Source organism: Erwinia sp. ErVv1 (assembly GCF_900068895.1).
Classification (GTDB): domain Bacteria; phylum Pseudomonadota; class Gammaproteobacteria; order Enterobacterales; family Enterobacteriaceae; genus Erwinia.
Window position 1 is genome coordinate 28841 of sequence record NZ_CDPK01000001.1, and the last position, 23795, is coordinate 52635.

Consider the following 23795-nt stretch of genomic DNA (forward strand, 5'->3'; position numbering starts at 1 on the left):
AGGCACCACGCAGAGCGTGGCGTGAGGACGCCCGGCGAACGCTGGGATTGTCCACCGGCATCGCGAATAGTGCAGCTTGTATGACTGGCCTGCGAACGCTGAGATTATTCACCGTAACAGCAGATATCATCCCAACGCCCCTGTTAATACCCTCTCAAACGTCAGGAAAGTATCTCAAACGCAATCATACCGACCACTGCACCAACGGTGCCGAGAATGGTTTCCATCAGCGTCCAGGTCTTCAGCGTTTGCGCTTCCGTGGCGCCGGTAAAACGGCCAAAAAGCCAGAAGCCGGCATCATTAACGTGACTCACCACAATTGAACCACCGGCAATGCAAATAGACAGGGCGGCCATCTGCGCGCCGGAATAATGCAACGGCTCAATCACCGGCATAATCAAACCGACGGCGGTCAGACAGGCAACGGTTGCTGAGCCCTGAATAATCCTCACCGCGGCAGCAAGAATAAAGCAGGCCAGCGCCACTGGCAGACCCGCGCCGGTCAGGGCATTCCCCAACGCCGGGCCGACGCCAGAATCCACCAGCACCTGCTTAAACACGCCACCGGCCCCAATCACCAGCAGAATAATTCCCGCAGGCTGAAGCGCACTGCCGCAGATCTGCATCACCCGCTCTTTATCCATTCCCTGACGGTAAGCCAGGCCGTAGATAGCGACCAGACAGGCCAGCAGGATGGCAATAAAGGGATGCCCGATAAACTCCAGCCACTCATACAGCGTACTGCCCTGCTCGGTAAAGCGCGCCCCGATGGTTTTCAGTCCGACGAGGATTAGTGGAAACAGGATCAGCGAGAGACTAAAGCCAAAAGAGGGCAACTTGCTTTCTTCAAATTCAGGATGGCTGGTCTCTGCCGGGAGCGAAAAGGTGACGCGGCGGCTGATAAAGTTACCGAATAGCGGCCCGGCAATTAACATGCTCGGGATCGCCGCACACAGGCCCAGCAGAATCATCCAGCCGAAGTCCGCATGCATCTGCGACGCCAGCAGCATGGGTGCCGGCCCCGGCAGCAGAAAGGCAGCAGACGCGGCCACCCCGGCAAACAGAGGGATAACCAGCTTGACCAGATTATCCTGAGTACGACGCGCGACCGCAAAGGCGATGCTTATCAACAGGACGACAGCCACTTCAAAAAACAGCGGCAGCGCGCAGATCAGTCCGGCGATCCCCATAGCGTAATGCGCACGGCTTTCGCCGAAGGTTTTCAGCATCTTAATCGCTATCTGATCGACCGCGCCGGTTTCATGCAGAATTTTACCGAACATCGCGCCAAGCGCGACCACAATCGCCAGAAAGCCCAGCGTGCCGCCCATGCCTTTTTGCATGGTGTCGGCAATTTTATCCAGCGGCATACCGGAGAACAGACCGGCACCCACCGAAACTAACATCAGCGCCACAAAGGCGTGCATCCGCGCTTTCATGACCAGAAACAGCAGCAGCAATACGGAACCTGCCGCGGTTAAAACCAGCGTTGCAGTAGCCATGGCAGCCTATTGAGTCTTATTGATTGCGCCGTTGATGGTGGTAATGGTGTTCGCCACAACCTCATCCAGCGTCTGATTAATGTCTACAACCAGCACGTCGTGCTCGTCGCCTGCGGGCTCTTCCAGCGTGGCAAACTGCGTCACCAGCATCTGTGGCTTAAAGAAATGACCTTTACGCGCACGCAGGCGCGATTCGATGGTGTCGAAGTCTCCACGCAGATAAACAAATGAAAGGTTTTCATTACCCTTACGCAGAATGTCCCGGTAGCTCTTTTTCAGCGCAGAACAGACGATCAGTGAGACAGCATTGGTGCGCTGCATCGCGAATGCCGCATCGTTAATTGCCGTCAGCCAGGGTTTACGATCGCCATCGTTCAGCGGATGTCCTTCAGACATTTTCTCAATGTTCGCGCGAGGATGAAGGAAATCACCGTCGAGGAAAGCCGCTTTCAGCTGGTGCGCCACGGCATTGGCAACGGCTGATTTGCCGCTTCCGGATACGCCCATCAGCACAAAAACGTGATTGGACGAAGGGGATGTTTTCATGAGTGTTGCTCCGGCAGGTAATTCTCGTGACCCGGCTGATTTAAGGTTCGCAATCAGGTTCAGGGTGTTATCGGTAACATTGTCTGGTGGCGCGCCTGCCAGGGCAACAGCTGTGGAGGAAAAAGCTGGTATCTGTGAAGTGGTTCAAACAATTGACAGTTTAGGAACAATTTCGCACAAAGGATCAAAGCAGCGGGTGAGCAGCTTAATGCTGCCCCTTCAGGCACAGGAATCAACAACGGGGGTTAAATGCTGCCCCCTTCGAAAAGGGTGAAGCCCACATTTATCGGCTCCGCCTCGGCATGGTCACCGCGGATCCTCGCCAGCAGCAGCGCAGCCGACGCCTTTCCCATCTGCTCACGAGGGGTCATGACTGTCGCGAGCTGCGGGGTGACTACCTGGGTAATATCGTGTCCGTGAAAGCCCGCAATCGCCATATCCTGCGGTACGCGTAATCCCTGCCGCTGGCATTCAAACATCGCGCCGACTGCCAGATCGTCATTGGTACAGAACAGGCTGTCGGCATCGGGATAGCGTGTCTGAGCCTCTTTTAACAGCAGGCCGCCCATTGAGAACGATGACGCCTCTTCCATCATCACGCTGCGTGGGGTCAGTCCAGCTTCCCGCATCGCCAGCTCGTAGCCCTGATGCTTAAGCAGGGTACGCTCATCCAGCCGGGCGCCCAGATAGACCGTATTGCGGTGTCCCTTACGCAGAATGGCCTGCGTCATCTGGCGCGCGGCCTCAACGTTGTCAAAACCGACTGCCATATCCACGCAGGGAGAGATGCAGTCCATCATCTCCAGCACCGGTATGCCTGCCGTTTCGATCATGCGCAGGCTCGCTGGGGTATGGGTGCGTTCACTCAGAATCAGCCCGTCAATATTCCAGCCCAGCAGCGAGCGGATTTGCAGCTCTTCCTTTTCAGGACTGTAACCGAAATGGCCCAGCATGGTCTGATAACCCGCCGCATCGGTCACCGCTTCAATACCGCGCAGTACATCGGCAAATACCTGGTTAGTCAGCGAGGGCAGCAGTACGCCAATCGCCCTGCTGGTGGCGTTTGAAAGAATGTCCGGCGCCCGGTTGGGAATGTAGCCCAGCTCATCCAGCGCTTCAGCAATGCGGATTTGCAGAGCGGCAGAAACCCGCTCAGGGTTGCGCAGATAGCGGCTCACAGTCATTTTGGTGATGCCCACGCGATCGGCAACATCCTGTAGCACCGGTCTTTTTTTCTTCATGGTTATATCAGGTCATGGAGGGAGATAGGGTGAGTGTAACAAAACTGAAGGGAAAACGGTGCAGGGCGCGGATAACCGCGCCCAAAGTGTGACGGATCAGACAGGAGGGAGATCGAACAGCAGGATTTCAGCCTCGCTGGCGGCATTGATGCTCAGCAGTTCCTCATCCCAGATGGCAAACGCATCACTGGTAGATGCCGCTGCGCCGTTAACGGTGACATCACCCCTGACCACCTGGATCCAGATGCGGCGACCCGCATCTACCGTAGCACTCCCCTGCTCGCCCGGTTTAAACGCCCAGCGAGAGAGCGTCATGTCCTGGAAAACCTTCAGCGAACCGTCGCGCGCATCCGGTGACAGCACCAGCTGACGCCCCTGAACATCATCGAACCGGCGCTGTGCGTATCGCGGTTCAATCCCGGTTTCCTGCGGGATGATCCAGATCTGATACAGGTGCAGCGGCACCTCTTCACTGGCGTTGTATTCAGAGTGACGCACGCCGGTACCGGCACTCATAATCTGGAACTCACCCGCCGGGATCTGCTCTTTATTGCCCATGCTGTCTTCGTGCTCAACGGTACCGGAGAGCACGTAGGTCAGGATCTCCATATCTTTGTGCGGATGGGTACCAAAGCCCTGTCCGGCATCGATTACATCTTCATTAATAACCCGCAGCGCCGAGAAGCCCATAAAATCAGCGTCATAATAGTTAGCGAAGGAGAAAGTGTGATAGCTGTCCAGCCAGCCGTGATTAGCGTGGCCGCGCTCCTGTGCCTTACGTATATAGATCATATTCAATCCTCTTCAATGTTTTAATCCAGTCTGGACCGGTTATGAACAGGATGATAGCGGAGAAAATTGTCTTCTCTGTTCAAATAATTCGACAGAGAAAAGCGGCGCTTTTCAGACATTTTGACGTGGAGATATGACGGGCAAAAAAAAGCCAGCACCCGAGCTGGCTAAGTAATACCGGAAGCAATGTGAGCAATGTCGTGCTTCTCCGACTGGTCCGTGAAGCCCATGTCGAAAACGCATGACAATAATAATCATTATCATTCGCGTCTGTAAAGTTTTTTTCTTGATTTTATTGTCAATGCCCCTGATGTTTAAGGGGATTGCCCGTTTAAAAAAAGGAGATAAAATGAGTGAGATTGTGATTCGCCATGCCCTGAGTGGCGATGCCGCCGCCCTGCATCGCATCCTGAGCCAGCCGGAAACCTATGCCGACACGCTGCAAATCCCTCACCCCTCACTCAAGCTGTGGCAGGAACGCGTGGAAAATACTCCTCCTGGCACGCAGCGGCTGGTGGCCTGTATTGATGGTCAGGTGGTGGGCGATCTCACCCTGGAGGTTTACCAGCGGGCGCGGCGTCGCCATTCCGCTACCTTTGGTCTGTGCGTGGATTTTCATCATCGCGGGAAGGGAGTTGCACGGGCATTAATGCAGGAGATGATTAATCTCTGCGATAACTGGCTGAGCGTCGATCGTATTGAGCTGACGGTGTTTGCGGATAACGCCCGTGCGATCGCGCTGTATCAGCATTTTGGTTTTGAAACCGAAGGGCTTGCACGACGCTTCGCCGTACGCAACGGTCAGCAGACCGATGCCCTCTATATGGCCCGCCTGAAGGAGTAACTCCTTCGGGTCGCTTTTCTTTTGCCGGTGAGATAAAAGAAAAGCGACGGCAATCCGGACGCCGTCGCTGTTGGTCAGACGTACCCGTTTGGCAGTAATGAGCACGTCATTCGGCAGGAGTAAGGTTAATACCCGGCCGTCAGGTCATCAATCGCGCGCGGATCGGATGCGCCATAGAGCATACCGTCCGGGCCGATCATAATGCTCTGGGTGCTGCCCATGGTTGGCATGACTTTCACATGCTGTCCTCTGGCTTCCAGCAGCTTCAACGTATCAGGGCTAAATCCTTTCTCCACGCGCAGCTGATCGGGCAACCACTGATGGTGGAATCGGGGTGCATTGGTCGCTTCGGCGACGTTCATGCCGAAATCAATACTGTTCACGACCATTTGCAGCACGGTGGTAATGATGCGGCTGCCGCCAGGGCTGCCCGTTACCAGCCAGGTTTTCCCTCCCTTCGCGATGATGGTCGGTGACATAGATGATAGTGGTCGTTTGTAAGGCTGTACGGCGTTGGCTTCACCGCCGACCAGGCCATAAACGTTCGGTGTCCCCGGTTTAGCGGAGAAGTCATCCATCTCATTATTCATCAGGATGCCACTGTTGCCCGCGACGATCCCGCTGCCAAAATAGGTATTCAGGGTGTAGGTGACCGCCACCGCATTCCCCTGCTTGTCCACGACGGAGAAGTGAGTGGTTTGGTTGCTCTCGTAGGGGGCCAGCTTGCCCGGCTTTATTTCCGCGGAAGGCCGTGCCGTATTTACGTCAATTTTCTGCGCCAGCGATTTAGCATATGCTTTGCTGGTCAGCGCCTGCCACGGCACCTTAACGAAGTCGGGATCGCCAAGATATTCAGAGCGATCGGCGTAGGCATATTTTTCCGCTTCGGCCATCACCTGCATGGCATCTGCGCTTCCGAAGCCCATTTTCGCCAAATCGAAGTTTTCGAGAATGTTCAGGATCTGCACGATATGGATCCCGCCAGAGGACGGCGGCGGCATGGAATAGACTTCATATCCACGGTAGGTGCCGCTGATGGGCTTGCGTTCAATGGCCCGGTAGTTCGCCAGGTCCGCCTTGCCAATCAGGCCACCGTGGGCCGCCATTTCACTGGCGATCTGGTCGGCTATTTCACCTTTATAAAAGGCTTCAGGTCCCTGCCTCGCAATCAGCGTCAGGCTGTGCGCCAAATTTCGCTGTACCAGCGTTTCGCCACGCTTCCAGGGCGTTCCATCCGGGCGGTAAAAGATTGCCTTACTGTTGGGATGATTTATCAACACCTCTTTGCCATAGACGTTAAGATCGTCTGCCAGCGCTTGGTCAACCACAATCCCTTTACGGGCTAACGCAATGGCCGGTGCGATCAGGCGGCTGAGCGGCAGCGTACCGTACTCTTTATTCGCCAGCGCCAGGCCTGCAACCGTACCGGGAACACCGGAGGCCAGGGGCGAAGTCAGCGATTTTTTACTGTCGGCATTACCCTGAGCATCAAGGAACATATCGCGGCTGGCATGGGTCGGTGCCATTTCGCGGAAATCGATGGCCGTGGTGTGCCCGGAGGCGGTGCGCAGCAGCATGAATCCCCCACCACCAAGATTTCCAGCCTGAGGGTGGGTCACCGCCAGCGCATAGCCTACGGCAACGGCGGCATCAACGGCGTTACCGCCCTGTTTTAGAATGTCCACGCCAACCTGGGTCGCCAGGGCGTCAACCGACGATACCATCCCGTGCTGTTCCTTAACCGGGTGGGACGTATCCGCTTCCACGCCATAAGAAACGGGCGCTGCCGCAGGAGCGGCCGTTGCGCCCTGTAAAAATAACACACTCACTATCAGCGATCCTGCAAACCGCCCCATCATGCCCTGTCTGCTCATTTATACCCCTTAACATTATTATTTACGTTTATTTACCCAGGCTAAGTGTGCACGAAATAACAGAAAAGGCGAAGTCTCGTCTAAATCAGTCAACTCCTGGAGTGACGCAGGTATGTCTGGGATATAATTAGGTATCGAAACAAGGAGGGCGTTTTATGAAATGGCTAATCATTTTTGCCGCACTGGCACCGCTAAGCGGCATGGCAAACATGCTAAACAACACCAACGATCCAAATCAGCCGGGGTATAACCCGAGCACGCAGCGCGTTCAGTCACAGATGCAGACACAGCAGGCTCAGCAACAGCTCAAGCTGCAGGCCGATCAGCAGCGCCAGAGCCAGGATCTACAGCGTAAAGTTCAGGAGCAGCGTAACAGCGCTTCGCAGCGTATTTTGAAATCGCAGCCGGGAAGCAATACTCAACCTCCGGTGCAGCAGAACAGCAACTAATATTGATGGAGTATCTGCCGAGAATATATTTTTTGTGCAGATACTCCTGTTATTTTCGCCGCCAACGGTGAAAAAACTTTCATTTCTTCTGTCAGGCCGATGTGACGCATTTACGTTATCCGGCAGCGCTCCGACTCATCAGATAAACATAACTAATAAGGCCGATCAATGTTGAATTTTAGCCAGTTCGTCTTCTGAAAGTCCGGTCATTTTCATCACGGTATTGCGATCTATTCCATTCTGCAGCATGGCCATTGCGATTTTCAGCGTAGCTTTACGCTCGCCTTCAAAACGCCCTTCTTCTCTCCCAAGCTGGAGACCTTGTTCCAGACCCTGTTCCAGGCCCGTTTTAATGCCTTTTTTTTCAAGCTGTTGTGCAATGGTCATCAGTACTTCTCCGTGTTGCGGCACCCGCTGTGCCAGTCCACATATAAAGGCTTCTGCATCTGACGATTCGCCTGCCTGTACGATATAGTGTATCAGCGATACTACCTGCGTTGAAGAAAGATATCCGGCCAGCAGAATTGCAGCCAGTCTGTCAGTCAGCTCCGCCATATCACGTTGATGAATGTGCTTTTGCAGCAGGGTCAGGGCGGCCATACTGCGGTGACCGGCTATTTCCTCGTCCGGAATAACCGTGACGTCAACCAGCGGAAAATCACTGCTATAGAGTTTACCTGCCCGTTGCGGATCCGCAAATTCCTGCAGCCAGTTGGTGGAATAGGGATATGGACTGCGTTTACCCGCATAGAACAATATCGGTATCACCAGCGGCAGTTTGGGGTTGCCGGCTTCAAGATGGCGCTGCATTGCTGCCACCGCGTAGCGTAGTAGCCTGAATGCCATATGTTTATCCGGCGTGGACTGATGCTCAATCAGGACATGGATATATCCGTCACCCGCCACCGTTTTCAGACTGTAGAGCACATCGCTGAAATACTGGCGAAGATCATCCTCAACAAATGAGCCCGACTCCAGCTTCAGCGTGTTGAGATCGCAAAGTTCGCGCAGCGCTACCGGAAGGTGGGTTTCAATAAAATCACGGGCAATTTCCGGCTGCGCCAAAAACTGGCGGAATATGGCATCGTGGGGCATGGGAGTGCTTGTTTTCTTTTTCACGGACGGGTCGCCTCTGGCTATGAATAGCCACAATATTATCACCCACCCTTTGTGAAAAATATTAACCGGAAACTATTAGTTAATATCAGGAAACGAAAGTTATACCAATATTCACCCCAAGGGAAAGAGAAAGAAAAAAGTGTTAAATTTAAGGTAAAAAAGTTGAAAGTTGAAAGTTGAAAGTTGAAAGTTGAAAGGATATTTATCTTTCATTGCCGTGAATATGCTCTGGATATTTAATATTATACAATCGCCCATGCCCTCCATTCATGACCGCGAAAATAATGAAGTCTTCACGCCGAACGTAATAAAGATGGCCTGTAAAGAAAGCGTAGCCACAACCGATCATCGACGGGTCTGCCGTCCGCCCTGGCAGACCCCTGTAATAAAAGGGTCAGCTAAAATCAGGTCCCAGCAGATCGATACGATCGGTACAAATCGCATCTACCCCCCACTTCAGCAGCGTTCTCGCCCGTTCTGGGCTATTCACCGTATACACCAGCACGCGCAGCCCCGCCGCTTTCAAAACCGCGACCCGCGCTTCATCCAGAATTTTGTGATTAAGATGAATGGAGATGCAGTCAAGCTCCTGTATCAGTGAGAGCCAGTCCTCGCGCCACTCATGCAGCAGCAAGCCCCGCGGAAGCTCGGGTGCGGCCTGCTTTGCCGATTCCAGCGCCTGAGTGGAAAATGAGGAGAGCAGCGGTGGGATCTGCGTATGCCAGAAGTCACGCGCCGCCACCGCCACCGCATGACCGGTTTCAGCGTCAAGGCCGGTCGTTGGTTTGATCTCGATATTCGCCATCATCTGATATTTCGCGCAGCGCTCAGCAACATCCGCCATAAGCGGCAGCCGTTCATGAGCAAAAGCCTTGCTAAACCAGCTGCCGGCATCCAGCTGCAAAAGTTTTTCCCACGGAAGCTGCCCCGCGAGGCCCCAGCCATTGCTGGTGCGGTCCAGCGTGTCATCGTGCAGCAGAAATATTTCGCCATCGAGCGAAAGCTTTGCATCAAACTCAATCATTTTGTGCCCCAGCCTGGCCGCCGTATCAATACCGGCTAAGGTATTTTCCGGGGCCAGCTTACCGCCCCCGCGATGGGCGACAATGTGAGGATAGGGCCAGATGTCATACGTCATTCGAGTCGTTGTCCGTTACTGGTATCAAAGAAATGAAGCGCGTCAGGCGGCAGATGAAGCCAGAGCGTGCTGCCCGGCACAGGCCGCTGATCATGCGGCAGACGTGCTATCACACGACTACCCGCCCATCGACCATGGGCAAGATTATCTGCCCCCAGCATCTCCAGCGACTCCACCACCATCGGCAGGCCACCTGCCGATGCCGTAGAGAGCTTAATATGCTCCGGACGGATACCCAGCGTCAATGCACGCCCTGCCCAGCCACTTTTCTGTTCCACCAGCGGAAGGGAAAAATCACCCGACATCACCAGCTGCGTCCCTGACGCATTGATCACCCCCTCCAGCAGGTTCATCGCTGGCGCGCCGATAAAACTGGCGACAAAGCGCGTTGCCGGGCGCTCGTAGATCTCTACCGGCGTACCCAGTTGCTCCAGCACACCACTGTTCATTACCATCACCCGCTGCGCCAGCGTCATGGCTTCGACCTGATCGTGCGTAACATACAGGCTGGTCGTGTTCAGACGCCGATGAAGCAGCTGTAGCTCCAGCCGCATCTGCACGCGTAGACGGGCATCCAGGTTGGATAAAGGCTCATCGAAGAGAAACACGGCAGGCTCGCGGACGATGGCCCGTCCCATCGCCACCCGCTGACGCTGTCCGCCGGAAAGCTCCCGTGGACGGCGGTCCAACAGCGCCTCAAGCTCCAGGCTGCGCGCCGTGTCGAGTACGCGCTGGCGTATATGCGTTTTGCCCATGCCGCGAATTTTCAGGCTGTAGGCCATATTCTCCCCGACGCTCATATGCGGATAAAGCGCATAGTTTTGAAACACCATCGCAATACCCCGATCTTTCGGCTCCCGATCGGTAACGCGCTGGCCATCGATATAAATATCGCCGCTGGTGACCCGCTCCAGTCCGGCCACCATGCGCAGCAGGGTCGATTTACCGCAGCCGGAAGGCCCCACCATCACCATAAACTCGCCGTCATGTATGGTCACGTTAAGCGGCTGAATAATCTGATTTTTACCATCATAGGACTTGGTTACAGCCTGAATACTGACTTCTGCCATCGTTTATTTCTCTCTCTCAACCAGCCCGCGCACAAAGGCGCGTTGCATCAGTAAAACTACAGCGATGGGCGGTAACATGGTCAGCAGCATCGCTGCCATCACCAGGTTCCAATGCGTCGCGCCATCCCCGCTGCCAATCATGCTGCGAATNCCCGCCACGGCGGTACCCAGATGGGTATCGTTGACGATCAGTAGGGGCCACATATATTGGTTCCAGCCGTAGATAAAGGTCATGACGAACAGCGCCGCCAGGTTGGTTTTCGACAGCGGCAGCACGATGTCACGGAAAAAGCGCATCGGACTGGCGCCGTCAATGCGTGCTGCTTCAACCAGCTCATCGGGGAGCGTCATAAAGAACTGGCGAAACAGGAAGGTGGCGGTGGCCGACGCCATCAGCGGCAGCGTCAGCCCCTGGTAGCTGTCGAGCATATCCAGCCGGGCGATCACCTCCACCGTCGGAAATATGCGCACCTCAACGGGCAGCATAAGCGTGATAAAGATCATCCAGAAAAACAGACCGCGCAGCGGGAAGCGAAACCACACCAGTGCGAAGGCTGAAAGCATTGAAACCGTGATTTTTCCGGCAGTAATGCTTAGCGCCATGATGGCGCTGTTCATCAGCATGACGCCAAAGGGCGCACTGTTCTGCGCCACGCCGTTATGCCAGATATCGACAATGTTGTCCCAGAGGTGCTGCCCGGGGATCAGGGTCATCGGCACCTGAAAGACTTCACTGTTGTTAAGCGTGGCGGCAACAAAGGCCACATAGAGCGGGAACAGCACCGTCAGTACACCAACTACCAGCATAATATGGCTAAAAATCGTCAGCCCGCGTCGATTCTCAATCATTGATAGCGCACCTTTTTCTCCACGTAGCGAAACTGAATCACCGTCAAAATAATCACCAGTACCATCAGCACCACCGACTGCGCGGAGGAGGAAGAGAGGTCGAGACCGGCAAATCCTTCACGATAGATTTTATAAATCAGGGTGGTGGTGGACTGAACCGGCCCGCCTCCCGTTGCAGCGTCAATCACCGGGAAGGTATCGAAGAAGGCATAGACAAGGTTCACCACCATCAGGAAAAAGCCGACGGGTGTAATCAGCGGTAGGGAGAGCTGAAAAAAACGCCGCACCGGCCCCGCACCATCAATGGCAGCCGCTTCGTTCAGCGACTGGGGAATTGACTGTAGCGCGGCAAAGAAAAACAGAAAGTTGTAGCTCATCTGCTGCCAGACGGAGGCCAGCACCACCAGAAACATCGCCTGCCCGCTATTTTGCGCGTGGTTCCAGCTGTAGCCGAATTGACCCAGTAGCCACGTCACCAGACCCTGGCCAGGGCTGAATAAAAACATCCACAGAACCGCCGCGATGGCCGGGGCCACCGCATAAGGCAGCAGAAAGAGCGTCTGCCAGACACGCTTCATACACAGAACATGGTTCACCAGCGCGGCGAAGAACAGCGATACCGTCAGACCGATAGCCGTCACCAGGCCGCTAAAAATTAGCGTGGTCGAGAATGATGCGAGGTAGCTGTCGTCACCGATCAGACGGCGAAAGTTTTCCAGACCGACGAAGGAGCTGGTAATACCGAAAGGATCGACATTCTGTACCGAATACCACAGCGCTTCACCCGCAGGCCAGAGGAAGAAGACTATCGTTATCAACAGCTGCGGCAGCACCAGTAAATAAGGCAGCCAGCAGGAACGGAACACGGGGCGAGAAGAAGACATAGCGTTACTCTGAGAAAGGGCGCTTAATGCCCGCGCATGGGCGCGGGCGGAGGCGGCTACTGCCTGGCCGTCTGTTCAAAACGACGCAGCTGCTGGTTACCGCGTAGTACCGCGTTATCCAGTGCGGCCTGCGGCGTTTTCTGACCCGTCCAGACCCCTTCCAGCTCCTCATCAATCAGAGTGCGGATTTGCGGCATGTTGCCCAGACGCATTCCCCGGGTAAACGGTAGCGGCGGTTTGTTGAGCATCTGGCGGGTAGCGGTTTCGGTTCCGGGATTTTTGTCATAGAAACCCTGCTGACGGGTCAGCTCCCATGCCGCCGTGGTAATCGGCAGGTAGCCGGTTTTCTGGTGCCATTCCGCAGCAATTTCCGGCTGGGCCAGGAACTGCATAAATTCAGCAACCCCTTTATACGTTTCAGCATCCTTGCCCTTCATGACCCACAGGCTGGCACCGCCGATCATTGCGTTCTGCGGGGCATTGGGAACGGAGGCATCGTAAGGCATCATGCCTGTGCCGTAGTTAAAGCGGGCATAATGGCGGATATCAGCCAGCGAGCCGGACGAGGCGGTCGTGATGCCGCAGTCGCCGTTATAGAATTTAGCCGTGGACTCATCTTTGCGGCCAAAGTAGCTGAACTCGCCCTTTTTGTTCATCTCTTCCAGCATGGCGATGTGCTGCACCTGAGCCGGTTGATTAAACACCAGCGCTGCATCGGTGCCGTCAAAGCCGTTATTTTTAGTCGCCACCGGCAGGCCGTGCCAGGCGCTGTAGTTTTCAATCTGAATCCATCCCTGCCAGCCGCTGGCGTAGCCGCAGATCATTCCCGCTTTACGCAGCGCGGCGGCATCCTGCTGTAACTCCTGCCAGGTTGCTGGCGGCTTGTCCGGGTTAAGGCCGGCCTTTTTGAACGCATCTTTATTGTAATAGAGCACCGGCGTGGAGCTGTTGAACGGTTGTGATATCAGATGGCCGGTTTTGGCGTCGCTGTAGTATGCGGCGATCGTGGGCACAAACTGTTTCTCATCAAGGGGGATCCCGGCGTTTTTGAAAACGTCATAGACTGGCACAATCGCTTTTGATGCCATCATCGTTGCCGTACCCACTTCGTAGACCTGCAGGATCGCCGGCGCCTTGCCCGAGCGCACGGCAGCAATACCCGCCGCCAGGCTCTGTTCATAGTTGCCTTTCCAGGTCGGGACAATTTTATATTCCGGGTGCGATTCGTTAAAACGCTGAGCCAGTGAATCGACCTCTACGCCCAGATCGCCCTGCATCGAATGCCAGAAAGGGATCTCGGTTACGGCTAACGCCTGTCCGCTGAGGGTCAGCCCCATCAGCATGCTGAGTGCAGTATGACGAAATGATCGTGATGACATAGTGGTTTCCTGTTCCCGGGGTAAGGTGCGCAATAGCGCGCACTAAAGGTATCCGGCAGGTAACATGACATGGAAAAATGACAGAAAAATAACGGGATGATGACGGTGAGGTGACAGCAGGGTGACGCACTGAGGCGTGATGCAGATCACGCTGCGGTAAAAAGGCCAGCCTGCTGGCTGGCCCTGGGGGACGGGCTTATCAGCCGCCGAGGTAGGCGCTTCTGACCGCCTCGTTAGCCAGCAGGGCGTCGCCGCTGTCCTCCAGCACCACGCGACCGTTCTCCAGCACATAGCCGCGATCGGCCAGCTTTAGCGCCTGATTGGCGTTTTGCTCAACGAGGAAAATCGTCATGCCCTCCTGCCGCAGCTGTTCGATGGTGTCGAAGATCTGCTGGATAATAATGGGCGCAAGGCCAAGGGAAGGCTCGTCCAGCAGTAGCAGACGCGGCTGGCTCATCAGCGCCCGGCCAATCGCCAGCATCTGCTGCTCGCCGCCGGACATGGTCCCCGCACGCTGCGTCCGGCGCTCATACAACCGCGGGAAGAGCGCATAGACGCGCGCGATCAGGGTCTGATACTGCTGGCGAGCGGCAAAAAAACCGCCCATTGCCAGATTTTCCTCCACCGTCATGCGGGCAAATACGCGCCTTCCTTCCGGAACAATGGCAATCGCCTCGCGCATAATGCGCGCGGTCTGCCAGCCGGTTATGACCTTATCATCAAAAATGATGTTACCTTCGGTGGCGCGCGGCTCGCCACACAGCGTGCCCAACAGCGTAGTTTTACCTGCCCCATTGGCGCCGATGAGCGTAACGATCTCGCCCTGGTTAATATGCAGGCTAACGTCGTGCAGCGCCTGGATTTTACCGTAGTGGGCACTGATATTTTGCAGAGATAGCATTGGATTCACCTTATGCCTCCCCTAAGTAAGCGCGGATCACATCCGGATTGTTACGGATTTCATCCGGCGTACCGTTCGCCAGCGGCGTACCCTGGTTAACCACATAAATCCGGTCGGAAATGCCCATCACCAGTTTCATATCGTGTTCAATCAACAATACCGACACCTTATGTTCACGTCGCAGCTCGGCGATAAGCGCGTCCAGCTCATGCGTCTCTTTGGGGTTCAGCCCCGCTGCGGGCTCATCCAGCATCAATATTTCCGGCCGGGTTACCATACAGCGGGCAATCTCCAGCCGGCGCTGCTGACCGTAGGCGAGGTTGCCCGCCTGACGATTGGCGAGCGCCAGCAGGCCGACGCGTTCAAGCCACGTCGCCGCCCTGTCCAGCGCCTCGCTCTCCGCGCGACGGAAAGCGGGCGTTTTTAACAGTCCGGCAAATACCCCGCTTTTCAGATGTTGATGCTGGGCGACCAGCAGATTTTCAATTACCGTCATCTCACGGAACAGCCGTACGTGCTGGAAGGTGCGTACGATGCCCATTCGGGCAATTTTTTGTCCCGCCAGACCCGCCAGCTCGCGATCGCGCAGCCTGATGCTGCCGCCGGTTGGCCGGTAAAAGCCGGTCAGGCAGTTAAAGACTGTGGTTTTACCCGCCCCGTTTGGACCAATCAGCGAAACGATCTCCTGTGGGCGCAGCTCCAGCTCGACATTGTTTACGGCAAGCAGGCCACCAAAGCGCATCATCAGGCCGCTTACGGACAAGACCGGCGTCATACGGCATCTCCTTTTTCCACGCTTTTCAGCTTGAGATGCGGTCGCTTCATCGGCAGCAGCCCCTGCGGGCGCCAGATCATCATCAGCACCATCAGCCCGCCGAGCACCAGCATGCTGTACTCGTTCAGATCGCGCATCAGCTCGCGCGAAACTACCAGCAGAACGGCCGCGAGGATCACTGCGAACTGCGATCCCATCCCGCCCAGTACCACGATAGCCAGCACGAAGGCAGACTCCGCAAAGGTGAAGGATTCCGGACTGACAAACCCCTGGCGGGCGGCGAACAGGCTGCCGGCAAATCCGGCAAAGGCCGCGCTGATGGTAAAGGCGGTCAGCTTGATGCGCGTTGGGTTTAGCCCCAGGGAGCGACAGGCGATTTCATCCTCGCGCAGCGCTTCCCAGGCGCGACCCAGCGGCATCCGCAGCAGCCGGTTAATCACGAATAGCGTCAGTACCACCAGCAACAGCGCCACCATATAGAGGAAAATAATGCGATCGCTCGGATCATATTTCAGTCCAAAGAAATGATGGAAGGTATCCCAGCCGCCATCGCGTACGCTGCGGTTAAATTCCAGTCCGAACAGCGTTGGCTTAGGGATCTGGCTGATGCCGTTGGGACCGCCGGTAATCTCCGTATTATTGAGCAGCAAAATACGGACGATTTCCCCAAAGCCGAGCGTAACAATTGCCAGATAATCCCCGCGTAGCCGCAGTACCGGGAAGCCAAGCAGCAGTCCGAACAGTGCCGTCACCAGCCCGGCCAGCGGCAGACATTCCCAGAAGCTCAGTGCGTAATAGTGATTAAGCAGCGCAAACGTGTAGGCACCGATGGCGTAAAAGCCGCCGTAGCCCAGAACCAGCAGGCCTGACAGACCCACCACCACGTTCAGCCCCAGACCCAGCATCACATAAATCAGCGTCAGCGTGGCGATATCCACCGTGCCGCGCGTCACCAGGAAGGGCCAGGCAATGGCGGCAACGATCAGCAGCAGCATAAACAGCTGCTGCTTTCGCGTTGAACCGTCGATCCCCGGCAATACCAGCGACGGCGCAGAGACTTTTTTCAGGCCGTGCTGTAGCAGTGGGCGCAGCAGCTGAAAGAAGAAGACCACCGCACAGCCGATTGCTATCCAGTTCCAGCGCACGCTTCCGGCGTTGTTGACCACCAACCGGGTGCCGTCCAGATCCAGGCGCATGCCCATAAAGAAAGCGGCCAGCAGCAACAGCATCGCGGCGGAGGCCAGGGCGTTAAGCAGGTTGAGGTGTTTCATACTTTCTCCACCTCTGGACGCCCCAGGATACCGGTCGGCATGACCAGCAGCACCACGATCAGCAGCGCGAAAGAGACCACATCCTTGTATTCCGTGCTGAGGTAAGCCGAGGTCAGCGCTTCAGCAATACCAAGGATCAGCCCACCGACCATGGCCCCTGGAATACTCCCTATTCCGCCCAACACCGCAGCAGTAAATGCTTTCATCCCGGCCATAAAGCCAATGTAGGGGTTAATGACGCCGTAAAACTGGCCCAGCAATACACCCGCCACCGCCGCCATTGCGGCCCCGATAACAAACGTCAGGGAGATGACGCGGTCAGTATTAATGCCCAGCAGGCTGGCCATTTTCAAATCCTCGGCACAGGCGCGGCAGGCACGTCCCATCCGGGAATAGCGGATAAACAGCGTCAGCGCCAGCATCGCCACGAAGGTGACCAGCCAGATAACAACCTGCATCGTTGAGAGCGTGGCGGAAAAGCCGTTACTTTCGCCCAGCATCCACTGACCCGTTATCAGGCTCGGCAGCGCAAGGTCGCGCGATCCCTGAGTAAGGCTGACGTAATTTTGCAGGAAAATGGACATGCCGATGGCGGAGATCAGCGCAATCAGCCGTTTTGAGGATCGTACCGGACGGTAGGCAACGCGTTCGATGCTCCAGCCGTACGCGCTGGCAATCACGATGGCGACGATAAATCCGGCACCAATCAGCATCCAGCCGACGTCGATACCCATCATCATCAGCGCAGCAATCACAATAAAGGATACGTAGCTGCCAATCATATAGACCTCGCCGTGGGCGAAGTTGATCATCCCAATGATGCCATACACCATGGTATAGCCAATGGCGATCAGCGCGTAGGTGCTGCCTAACGTTACGCCATTGAACATCTGTTGCAAAAAATAGAGGAGCTGCTCGGACATACCTGAATACCTTACTTCCTCCCGCGTCGGCGGAGAGAATAAAAACGCCTGGCATCTGAACAGGCTGGCCGGTGTGTTGGCCAGCCGCCGGTTTTATTTCACCGCCGTGGAGGAACCGTCAGCATGCCACTGGAATATGCCAAACTCGAACCCTTTGAGGTCCCCTTTCGCATCCCAGCTCAGGTCGCCCATCACCGTGGGCACGGGCGCACCCTCCTTCAGGTTTTTCGCAATGTCCGCTGGTTCTGCGCTCTTACTGCGCGTCATCCCGGTAGTCAGCGCCTGTAGCGCAGCGTAGGTGGTCCAGACGAATGGGCCGGTAGCGTCGAGTTTTTTCGCCTTAAGCGCATCAACGATCGGTTTATTGGCAGGCTCCTGATCGTAGCGCTTCGGCAGCGTCACCAGCATCCCTTCGGAAGCCGCACCCGCGATATTCGACAGCGATGAGTTGCCGACGCCCTCAGGACCCATAAACTGCGTTTTCAGACCGGCTGCGCGAGACTGACGAAGGATCTGTCCCATTTCCGGATAGTAACCACCAAAATAGACGAAATCGACGTTCTCTTTTTTCAGGCGGGCCACCAGGGTAGAGAAATCTTTATCTCCTGCGGTGACCCCTTCAAACATCACCACGTTGCCGCCGGATTTTTTCAGACTATCCTGCACGGACCGCGCCAGGCCTTCACCGTACTGCTGCTTGTCGTGGATTACGGCGATCCGCTGCGGTTTAACCACGCTGAGGATATATTTCGCCGCAGTCGGCCCCTGATCGGAATCCAGCCCGGTGGTGCGCATAATCATTTTATAGCCGCGGGTAGTCAGCTCGGCGCTGGTTGCCGCGGGCGTGATCATTAGCACACCCTCATCTTCGTAGATATCCGACGCAGGCTGGGTGGAAGAGGAGCAGATGTGGCCGATCACGTAGTGAATGCCGTCGTTGATCACTTTGTTTGCTACGGCTACGGCCTGTTTGGGGTCGCAGGCATCGTCATATTCAACGCCAACCAGCTTGTCGCCGTTGACGCCGCCTTTTGCATTAATGTCCGCGATGGCCTGCTTCGCGCCGGTGAACTCCATATCGCCATACTGTGCAACCGGACCCGACATGGCTCCGACAATAGCCACTTTAATCTCTTTCGCTACCGCCGCCTGACTCATTGCCAGCGCAATGCATCCTGCCAGCAGCGCGCTACCTTTAACGATTTTCATCCTCGACTACCCCGCCTGTTGTGTTTGCTGTTTTTATAGCCATCGAATCTACGTAAAACGCTTTAGGAATAAGGCGTTAGGAGATTTCAGGCCATTTTTATTAATAACTCTTTATTATCAGTCCATTAAACAGGAGTTTTCTTCTGCAAAGCAACTGACATATTAAGAAAACTCTGCCCTTAACGGACGTATTCACTGGCAGAAACGGTGGCATAGTAAGCAGTTATCCAGCGCGTTATGCTGGCTTTTCGGTGATTATTTAAGCTTATCTCTGCCGGAGCGGCGCGGCACAGAGCGAATGCTTTGTTTTCAGATTAGCAAAAGTTAAACTGTCCTTTAACAGGGATTTTAGATAAACCAGGCCTTTCACCTTGACCCGATCGGAATTATGAAACTTACCATTATCAGACTGCACCACTTATCTGCGCAGGACCGACTGGACCTGGGGAAAATATGGCCCGACACCTCGCTGGATGCGCTGGAGAGGAGGCTGGATGAGCAGCATCAGCTTTACGCCGCCACGTTCAATGAGCGCCTGCTTGCTGCGGTCAGGCTGACGATTGAAGGCGCGCAGGGCGAACTTGAAGCGTTGATGGTACGTGAAGTGACGCGTCGTCGCGGCGTGGGGAGTTATCTGCTGGCCGACACGCTGGCGCAGAATCCGACGGTGACGCGGTGGTGGATGGCAACGAATGACGATAGCGATCCCGAGGTTATTGCGGCCTTTATGCATCAGGCCGGATTTGTGCCTGCTGATGGCGGCTGGGTGTGCCTTCGTAAATAGCAGCCTGAGCCAGTCCTTACTTTAACGAAATGCGCGCCGGTCAATTTTCCGCACGCTGCCCTGTACGCTAAAAAGGGTGAAGGAAGCGGCCGATATCCTGTTGATGCATGTCAGCGTGGCTAAATAATGAAGGGCTGGGGTAATTCAGAAGGATTAAGACGGTTTAACAGAAGTGGGTAAGTTACGGCGGGTTCAGATCATCGCCCCTGGCGGGGGCGATGATTCGCTTAGCGCGGATGTTCCAGGCTACGCTTCTCAGGCTTCGATAGCCACGCGCAGCTTTTTCATGGCGTTCTTTTCAAGCTGACGCACGCGCTCGGCGGAAACGCCGTATTTATCGGCCAGCTCCTGCAGCGTGGTTTTATTATCGTCGTCCAGCCAGCGGGCACGAATAATGTCCTGACTACGCTCATCCAGGCCCAGCATGGCATCGCTCAGCTTATCAGCAGCGTGTGCATCCCAGTTGTCCTCTTCAATGCCACCGGCAAAGTCAGATGACTTATCCTGCAGATAGAGCATCGGCGCCATTGAGCGGCCTTCACCTTCGTCATCAGGCGTTGGGTCAAAGGTCATATCCTGAGCCGCCATACGCGACTCCATTTCCAGTACGTCTTTGCTGGAAACACCCAACTCACGGGCCACCATTTCAACCTCTTCCTGGTTAAACCAGCCTAAACGCTGCTTAGCCTTACGCAGGTTAAAGAACAGCTTGCGCTGTGCCTTAGTGGTCGCAACCTTGACGATACGCCAGTTACGCAGCACGTATTCGTGGATCTCAGCTTTAATCCAGTGAACGGCAAAGGAGACCAGACGCACACCCACTTCCGGGTTAAAGCGGCGTACGGCTTTCATCAGGCCAATATTGCCTTCCTGAATCAGGTCAGCCTGCGGCAGGCCGTAGCCCGAATAGTTACGGGCAACATGAACAACAAAGCGCAGGTGAGACAGGATCAGCGTCTTAGCCGCATCCAGATCGCCCTGGTAATGCAGCCGTTCAGCCAGCGCTTTTTCCTCTTCTGCCGTCAGCATAGGCCAGGCATTGGCGGCCCGGATGTAGGAATCCAGGTTGCCTAAAGGAGCAATAGCTAAAGTTTGCATTTCTTTGGTCATTCAAACCCTCTCTGTAATAAGCATTATTGCTGTGCCATTCCCTGCACAATTTACCAGACTACGTGAACGCGGGTCATAAGTTAAAGCAATCCGTGCTACTTCGACTGCAAAGTTATCCACAAGTTCACTTTTAAGTGTGCATAAATTAAACACAGCTTCTGGCGGGCTGGAGCCGATGCGGGAAGACGCTGAAACTCACGCTTCCTCTGTGGCTTTACTCAAACAGCAGAGGAAGATTATAACAAAAAATCGTGAAAAGGGGTTACTGCGGCGTAAATCGACGTAAATGTTGTACCGTCGCGAGCCAGGCCGCGATCCAGCCAATCATGGCAGAAATCAGCAGCAGCAGCAGGCTCTCGTCCCAGGCCAGGCCGTGCAGGTTGAAGGTGGTGCCAAACACGGCGGCAACCTGCGTTACGACGGACTCCAGACGGAATACCAACACCTCCGACAGCACCAGCGACAGCAGCGCCCCGGTAAAGCCCAGCAGGGCACCGCCGTACAGGAATGGCCGCAGGATAAACCCGTCGGTCGCGCCGATAAGTTTCTGCACGTTAATGGTGTCGCGACGGGCAAAAATGCTGAGCCGCACGCTGTTGCCGATGACCAGAAATACCGCCACGATCATCAACACGCCGATCATCGCTGCAACCTGCCCTACCAGACCGGTCAGCGCCGCCAGCCGGGCGAACCAGCTATCATCCATTTTCACTTCGTCGATACCCTGCACCTTCGCCACGCGATCGCGCAGATTATTCATGGTGTCAGAGTTCTGGAAATTCAGCTTAGGCGTGATAATCGCCACCGCGGGTAGCGGGTTTTGCTCCAGCATATCCATGGCGCCGCCAAAGCCGGACCAGTTACGAAACTCGCCCATCGCCTCTTCGCGTGACAGGTAATTCACCTTGTCCACGCCGTCCTCTTTTTTCAGCTGAGCCACCACGTTTTCCGCTGCGTCATCATCCAGCGTCTTGCTGAGATAAACGGTCAGCTGCGGCGCGGGATACCACTGTTCAGCGGCCTGGCTAACGTTTTTCCACACCATAAAACAGACGCTCGGCAGGGTGAGTGAGATAGCGATCACCATCACCGTGAGCAGCGTGGCCAGCGGCTGACGCCACATGTCCGACAGCGAGCCGCGCAGCGCATAGCGCCACTGCTCCTGCCACCCTCCCTTTAACGCCTGACTTTTAGAGGGCTGCTTTGGCTTCGCGGTTTTTGGCGCCGGTGCGCGGGTATTGCGTTTATTGGCCACCTTGACCTCCGTGTAAACGTCCCTGATTGAGCCTCATCAGGCGGTAATTACGCCGGGCGATCAGCGCCTGGTCATGGGTGGCCATCAGCACCGTGACGCCAACGCGGTTAAACTCTTCAAACAGACGCAGAATGTCTTCCGACAGCGCATCATCCAGATTTCCGGTAGGCTCATCGGCCAGCAGAACTGCGGGCTTGTTCACCACCGCACGGGCGATGCCCACCCGCTGCTGTTCACCGCCGGAGAGCTGGATTGGATAACTCTTCGCTTTGTCCAGCAGGCCCACTTTATCCAGCGCAGCCGATACGCGACGGCGGATATCTTCACCGCTCGCCCCGGCAATAATCAGCGGGATCGCCACGTTGTCATAGACAGAGCGGTCCATCAACAGATGGTGATCCTGAAAGATCATTCCAATCTGGCGGCGCAGGAAAGGGACTTCGCTGCTTTTCAGGCGGCTGATGTCGTGCCCGCTGAACCAGATATGCCCGGCGCTGGGACGTTCAATGCCGCAAATAAGTTTCAGCAGCGTACTTTTTCCCGCTCCCGAATGCCCGGTCAGAAACGCCATTTCCCCCGGACGCAGATGGAAATCTACCCCCTGAAGCGCTTGCCGACCGCCGAGATAAGCCTTACTGACCTCTTCAAAGCGAATCATCCTAATTAGTCCTCTCGGGCAAAAAGTGCCTCAATAAAATCGTCTGCCTTAAACGATCGCAAATCTTCAATGCCTTCACCCACGCCGATATAGCGAATGGGAATGTTGAACTGATCCGCTACCGAGAAAATAACGCCACCCTTTGCGGTGCCGTCCAGCTTGGTTAGCGTAATACCCGTCAGCCCAACCGCCTCATGGAAGAGTCGGGTCTGGCTGATAGCATTCTGTCCGGTGCTGGCATCAATGGTCAGCATCACCTCATGCGGCGCCTGTTCATCGAGCTTCTTCATCACGCGGGTGATTTTTTTCAGCTCTTCCATCAGATGCGATTTATTTTGCAGGCGGCCTGCGGTATCAGCAATCAGCACGTCAACGTGGCGGGCTTTTGCTGCCTGGATCGCGTCAAAGATAACTGAAGCAGAATCGGCACCGGTTTGCTGGGCAATCACAGGAATATGATTACGCTCGCCCCACACCTGGAGCTGTTCAACGGCTGCCGCCCTGAAGGTGTCGCCAGCAGCCAGCATGACCGATTTTCCTTCAGCCTGATACTGGCGCGCCAGCTTGCCGATAGTGGTGGTTTTACCCACGCCATTCACGCCAACCATCAGGATGACAAACGGCGACTTCGTGCCGACATCCAGCGGTGCTTCAACCTTCGACAGAATTTCGGCCATCTCCTGCTTTAGCAGGCCATAAAGCGCTTCGGCATCGCGAAGCTGCTTGCGGTTGGCCTGAGCCGTGAGGTTACCGATAATCCGACGGGTCGTTTCAACGCCCACATCGGCAATCAGCAACTGCTCTTCCAGCTCTTCAAACANCTGCTTGCGGTTGGCCTGAGCCGTGAGGTTACCGATAATCCGACGGGTCGTTTCAACGCCCACATCGGCAATCAGCAACTGCTCTTCCAGCTCTTCAAACAGATCGTCATCAATCTTTTTACCCCGGAACAGGCTGATAAAGCCCGATCCCAGGTTCTGCCGCGTTTTGACCAGGCTACGCTTCAGACGCGCAAAAAAGCCCTCTTTGCTGGGGCGCTCCTGCTCGGTGTGTTCGGTGTTCTCAACCTTTGCCAGTGCCGCAGCGATCGAGTCTTCTGGCGCGATTGGCTCGGGCTGGATCTCAACGCGTTCTTCCGGCAGCAGCACGGCTTCCGGCTCGGGCTGGATTTCAGCGCGTTCTTCCGGCAGCAGCACGGCTTCCGGCTCGGGCTGGATTTCAG

The 23795-nt window shown here is 55.5% G+C and carries 22 protein-coding genes and 1 pseudogene; 3 read left to right on the forward strand and 20 right to left on the reverse strand.

Features of this window, described 5'->3' with window-relative positions:
• Positions 1 to 161: 161 nt before the first annotated feature.
• From gntU to A1830_RS00125, 4 genes are all read right to left on the reverse strand, one after another.
• Positions 162 to 1502, reverse strand: coding sequence for a gluconate transporter (gene gntU / locus A1830_RS00110; protein WP_067699935.1), 1341 nt, complete (start codon positions 1500 to 1502; stop codon positions 162 to 164).
• A 6-nt stretch (positions 1503 to 1508) separates the two neighbouring features.
• Positions 1509 to 2048, reverse strand: coding sequence for a gluconokinase (gntK, locus tag A1830_RS00115; protein ID WP_067699937.1), 540 nt, complete (start codon positions 2046 to 2048; stop codon positions 1509 to 1511).
• 245 nt (positions 2049 to 2293) lie between these two features.
• A complete protein-coding gene (gene gntR / locus A1830_RS00120; RefSeq protein ID WP_067699939.1) occupies positions 2294 to 3289 on the reverse strand; it encodes a gluconate operon transcriptional repressor GntR in 996 nt (331 codons plus the stop codon).
• A gap of 96 nt (positions 3290 to 3385) precedes the next feature.
• Positions 3386 to 4081: a pirin family protein gene (locus tag A1830_RS00125; protein WP_067699941.1), complete on the reverse strand. Its 696-nt coding sequence runs from the start codon at positions 4079 to 4081 to the stop codon at positions 3386 to 3388.
• Between the two features lie 349 nt (positions 4082 to 4430).
• On the opposite strand from A1830_RS00125, the gene A1830_RS00130 reads away from it, so the two are divergent.
• On the forward strand, positions 4431 to 4925 hold the full coding sequence (locus tag A1830_RS00130; protein WP_067699944.1) for a GNAT family N-acetyltransferase: 495 nt from the start codon (positions 4431 to 4433) through the stop codon (positions 4923 to 4925).
• A 125-nt stretch (positions 4926 to 5050) separates the two neighbouring features.
• On the opposite strand, the gene ggt is transcribed toward A1830_RS00130, so the two are convergent.
• Positions 5051 to 6784 carry a gamma-glutamyltransferase gene (gene ggt / locus A1830_RS00135; protein ID WP_369815681.1) on the reverse strand — a complete coding sequence of 578 codons (1734 nt, stop codon included), beginning with the start codon at positions 6782 to 6784 and terminating at the stop codon, positions 5051 to 5053.
• 170 nt (positions 6785 to 6954) lie between these two features.
• Here ggt and A1830_RS00140 point away from each other — a divergent pair, with 170 nt between their 5' ends.
• Complete coding sequence (locus tag A1830_RS00140) at positions 6955 to 7248, forward strand: DUF2756 domain-containing protein (RefSeq protein WP_067699951.1); 294 nt, start codon at positions 6955 to 6957, stop codon at positions 7246 to 7248.
• 165 nt (positions 7249 to 7413) lie between these two features.
• Here the strand turns inward: A1830_RS00140 and A1830_RS00145 are convergent, their stop codons facing one another.
• The 11 genes from A1830_RS00145 to A1830_RS00195 all read right to left on the reverse strand — a co-directional run bounded on the left by A1830_RS00145 (position 7414) and on the right by A1830_RS00195 (position 18766).
• Positions 7414 to 8367, reverse strand: a complete 954-nt coding sequence (locus tag A1830_RS00145) for an Rpn family recombination-promoting nuclease/putative transposase (protein ID WP_067699955.1) — start codon at positions 8365 to 8367, stop codon at positions 7414 to 7416.
• Between the two features lie 394 nt (positions 8368 to 8761).
• Entirely contained in the window at positions 8762 to 9505 is a 744-nt protein-coding gene (gene ugpQ, locus A1830_RS00150) for a glycerophosphodiester phosphodiesterase (protein WP_067699958.1), read from the reverse strand.
• Complete coding sequence (locus A1830_RS00155; RefSeq protein WP_067699961.1) at positions 9502 to 10575, reverse strand: sn-glycerol-3-phosphate import ATP-binding protein UgpC; 1074 nt, start codon at positions 10573 to 10575, stop codon at positions 9502 to 9504. The genes ugpQ and A1830_RS00155 overlap by 4 nt, the downstream gene beginning before the upstream one ends.
• 3 nt (positions 10576 to 10578) lie before the next feature.
• On the reverse strand, positions 10579 to 11424 hold the full coding sequence (ugpE, locus tag A1830_RS00160) for a sn-glycerol-3-phosphate ABC transporter permease UgpE (protein ID WP_067699962.1): 846 nt from the start codon (positions 11422 to 11424) through the stop codon (positions 10579 to 10581).
• Positions 11421 to 12308, reverse strand: coding sequence for a sn-glycerol-3-phosphate ABC transporter permease UgpA (gene ugpA, locus A1830_RS00165; RefSeq protein WP_067699964.1), 888 nt, complete (start codon positions 12306 to 12308; stop codon positions 11421 to 11423). The genes ugpE and ugpA overlap by 4 nt, the downstream gene beginning before the upstream one ends.
• Positions 12309 to 12364: 56 nt before the next feature.
• Positions 12365 to 13687 carry a sn-glycerol-3-phosphate ABC transporter substrate-binding protein UgpB gene (gene ugpB, locus A1830_RS00170; protein ID WP_067699969.1) on the reverse strand — a complete coding sequence of 441 codons (1323 nt, stop codon included), beginning with the start codon at positions 13685 to 13687 and terminating at the stop codon, positions 12365 to 12367.
• A gap of 199 nt (positions 13688 to 13886) precedes the next feature.
• Positions 13887 to 14588: a high-affinity branched-chain amino acid ABC transporter ATP-binding protein LivF gene (gene livF / locus A1830_RS00175; protein ID WP_067699972.1), complete on the reverse strand. Its 702-nt coding sequence runs from the start codon at positions 14586 to 14588 to the stop codon at positions 13887 to 13889.
• Positions 14589 to 14598: 10 nt separating this feature from the next.
• A complete protein-coding gene (gene livG, locus A1830_RS00180) occupies positions 14599 to 15363 on the reverse strand; it encodes a high-affinity branched-chain amino acid ABC transporter ATP-binding protein LivG (RefSeq protein WP_067699975.1) in 765 nt (254 codons plus the stop codon).
• Positions 15360 to 16634: a high-affinity branched-chain amino acid ABC transporter permease LivM gene (locus A1830_RS00185; RefSeq protein ID WP_067699980.1), complete on the reverse strand. Its 1275-nt coding sequence runs from the start codon at positions 16632 to 16634 to the stop codon at positions 15360 to 15362. The genes livG and A1830_RS00185 overlap by 4 nt, the downstream gene beginning before the upstream one ends.
• On the reverse strand, positions 16631 to 17557 hold the full coding sequence (gene livH, locus A1830_RS00190) for a high-affinity branched-chain amino acid ABC transporter permease LivH (protein ID WP_067699983.1): 927 nt from the start codon (positions 17555 to 17557) through the stop codon (positions 16631 to 16633). The genes A1830_RS00185 and livH overlap by 4 nt, the downstream gene beginning before the upstream one ends.
• Before the next feature lie 93 nt (positions 17558 to 17650).
• A complete protein-coding gene (locus A1830_RS00195; RefSeq protein ID WP_067699985.1) occupies positions 17651 to 18766 on the reverse strand; it encodes a branched-chain amino acid ABC transporter substrate-binding protein in 1116 nt (371 codons plus the stop codon).
• Between the two features lie 388 nt (positions 18767 to 19154).
• Between A1830_RS00195 and panM the strand changes: the two genes are divergently transcribed.
• Positions 19155 to 19550, forward strand: a complete 396-nt coding sequence (panM, locus tag A1830_RS00200; protein ID WP_067699987.1) for an aspartate 1-decarboxylase autocleavage activator PanM — start codon at positions 19155 to 19157, stop codon at positions 19548 to 19550.
• 255 nt (positions 19551 to 19805) lie between these two features.
• Here panM and rpoH read toward each other — a convergent pair whose 3' ends face one another.
• The 4 genes and pseudogenes from rpoH to ftsY form a co-directional block, all read right to left on the reverse strand.
• The gene (rpoH, locus tag A1830_RS00205) at positions 19806 to 20660 is read right to left on the reverse strand and encodes an RNA polymerase sigma factor RpoH (protein WP_067699990.1); all 855 of its coding nucleotides are present in this window, start codon (positions 20658 to 20660) and stop codon (positions 19806 to 19808) included.
• Between the two features lie 262 nt (positions 20661 to 20922).
• A complete protein-coding gene (gene ftsX / locus A1830_RS00210) occupies positions 20923 to 21915 on the reverse strand; it encodes a permease-like cell division protein FtsX (protein ID WP_067699993.1) in 993 nt (330 codons plus the stop codon).
• A complete protein-coding gene (gene ftsE, locus A1830_RS00215; RefSeq protein WP_067699995.1) occupies positions 21905 to 22573 on the reverse strand; it encodes a cell division ATP-binding protein FtsE in 669 nt (222 codons plus the stop codon). Before ftsE ends, ftsX begins: the two co-directional genes overlap by 11 nt.
• A gap of 5 nt (positions 22574 to 22578) precedes the next feature.
• Positions 22579 to 23619, reverse strand: a pseudogene (gene ftsY / locus A1830_RS00220) (signal recognition particle-docking protein FtsY); the annotation flags it as partial.
• Positions 23620 to 23795 lie beyond the last annotated feature (176 nt).

What these genes read in the sequence shown, in the direction of transcription:
- livH (WP_067699983.1), bottom strand. Translation starts at nt 17,557, where the DNA reads ATGTCCGAGCAGCTCCTCTATTTTTTGCAACAGATGTTCAATGGCGTA.
- ggt (WP_369815681.1), bottom strand. Translation starts at nt 6,784, where the DNA reads ATGATGGGGCGGTTTGCAGGATCGCTGATAGTGAGTGTGTTATTTTTA.
- panM (WP_067699987.1), top strand. Translation starts at nt 19,155, where the DNA reads ATGAAACTTACCATTATCAGACTGCACCACTTATCTGCGCAGGACCGA.
- ugpB (WP_067699969.1), bottom strand. Translation starts at nt 13,687, where the DNA reads ATGTCATCACGATCATTTCGTCATACTGCACTCAGCATGCTGATGGGG.
- A1830_RS00125 (WP_067699941.1), bottom strand. Translation starts at nt 4,081, where the DNA reads ATGATCTATATACGTAAGGCACAGGAGCGCGGCCACGCTAATCACGGC.
- ftsE (WP_067699995.1), bottom strand. Translation starts at nt 22,573, where the DNA reads ATGATTCGCTTTGAAGAGGTCAGTAAGGCTTATCTCGGCGGTCGGCAA.
- livF (WP_067699972.1), bottom strand. Translation starts at nt 14,588, where the DNA reads ATGCTATCTCTGCAAAATATCAGTGCCCACTACGGTAAAATCCAGGCG.
- A1830_RS00130 (WP_067699944.1), top strand. Translation starts at nt 4,431, where the DNA reads ATGAGTGAGATTGTGATTCGCCATGCCCTGAGTGGCGATGCCGCCGCC.
- ugpQ (WP_067699958.1), bottom strand. Translation starts at nt 9,505, where the DNA reads ATGACGTATGACATCTGGCCCTATCCTCACATTGTCGCCCATCGCGGG.
- A1830_RS00195 (WP_067699985.1), bottom strand. Translation starts at nt 18,766, where the DNA reads ATGAAAATCGTTAAAGGTAGCGCGCTGCTGGCAGGATGCATTGCGCTG.
- A1830_RS00140 (WP_067699951.1), top strand. Translation starts at nt 6,955, where the DNA reads ATGAAATGGCTAATCATTTTTGCCGCACTGGCACCGCTAAGCGGCATG.
- A1830_RS00185 (WP_067699980.1), bottom strand. Translation starts at nt 16,634, where the DNA reads ATGAAACACCTCAACCTGCTTAACGCCCTGGCCTCCGCCGCGATGCTG.
- gntU (WP_067699935.1), bottom strand. Translation starts at nt 1,502, where the DNA reads ATGGCTACTGCAACGCTGGTTTTAACCGCGGCAGGTTCCGTATTGCTG.
- rpoH (WP_067699990.1), bottom strand. Translation starts at nt 20,660, where the DNA reads ATGACCAAAGAAATGCAAACTTTAGCTATTGCTCCTTTAGGCAACCTG.
- gntR (WP_067699939.1), bottom strand. Translation starts at nt 3,289, where the DNA reads ATGAAGAAAAAAAGACCGGTGCTACAGGATGTTGCCGATCGCGTGGGC.
- livG (WP_067699975.1), bottom strand. Translation starts at nt 15,363, where the DNA reads ATGACGCCGGTCTTGTCCGTAAGCGGCCTGATGATGCGCTTTGGTGGC.
- ugpA (WP_067699964.1), bottom strand. Translation starts at nt 12,308, where the DNA reads ATGTCTTCTTCTCGCCCCGTGTTCCGTTCCTGCTGGCTGCCTTATTTA.
- A1830_RS00155 (WP_067699961.1), bottom strand. Translation starts at nt 10,575, where the DNA reads ATGGCAGAAGTCAGTATTCAGGCTGTAACCAAGTCCTATGATGGTAAA.
- gntK (WP_067699937.1), bottom strand. Translation starts at nt 2,048, where the DNA reads ATGAAAACATCCCCTTCGTCCAATCACGTTTTTGTGCTGATGGGCGTA.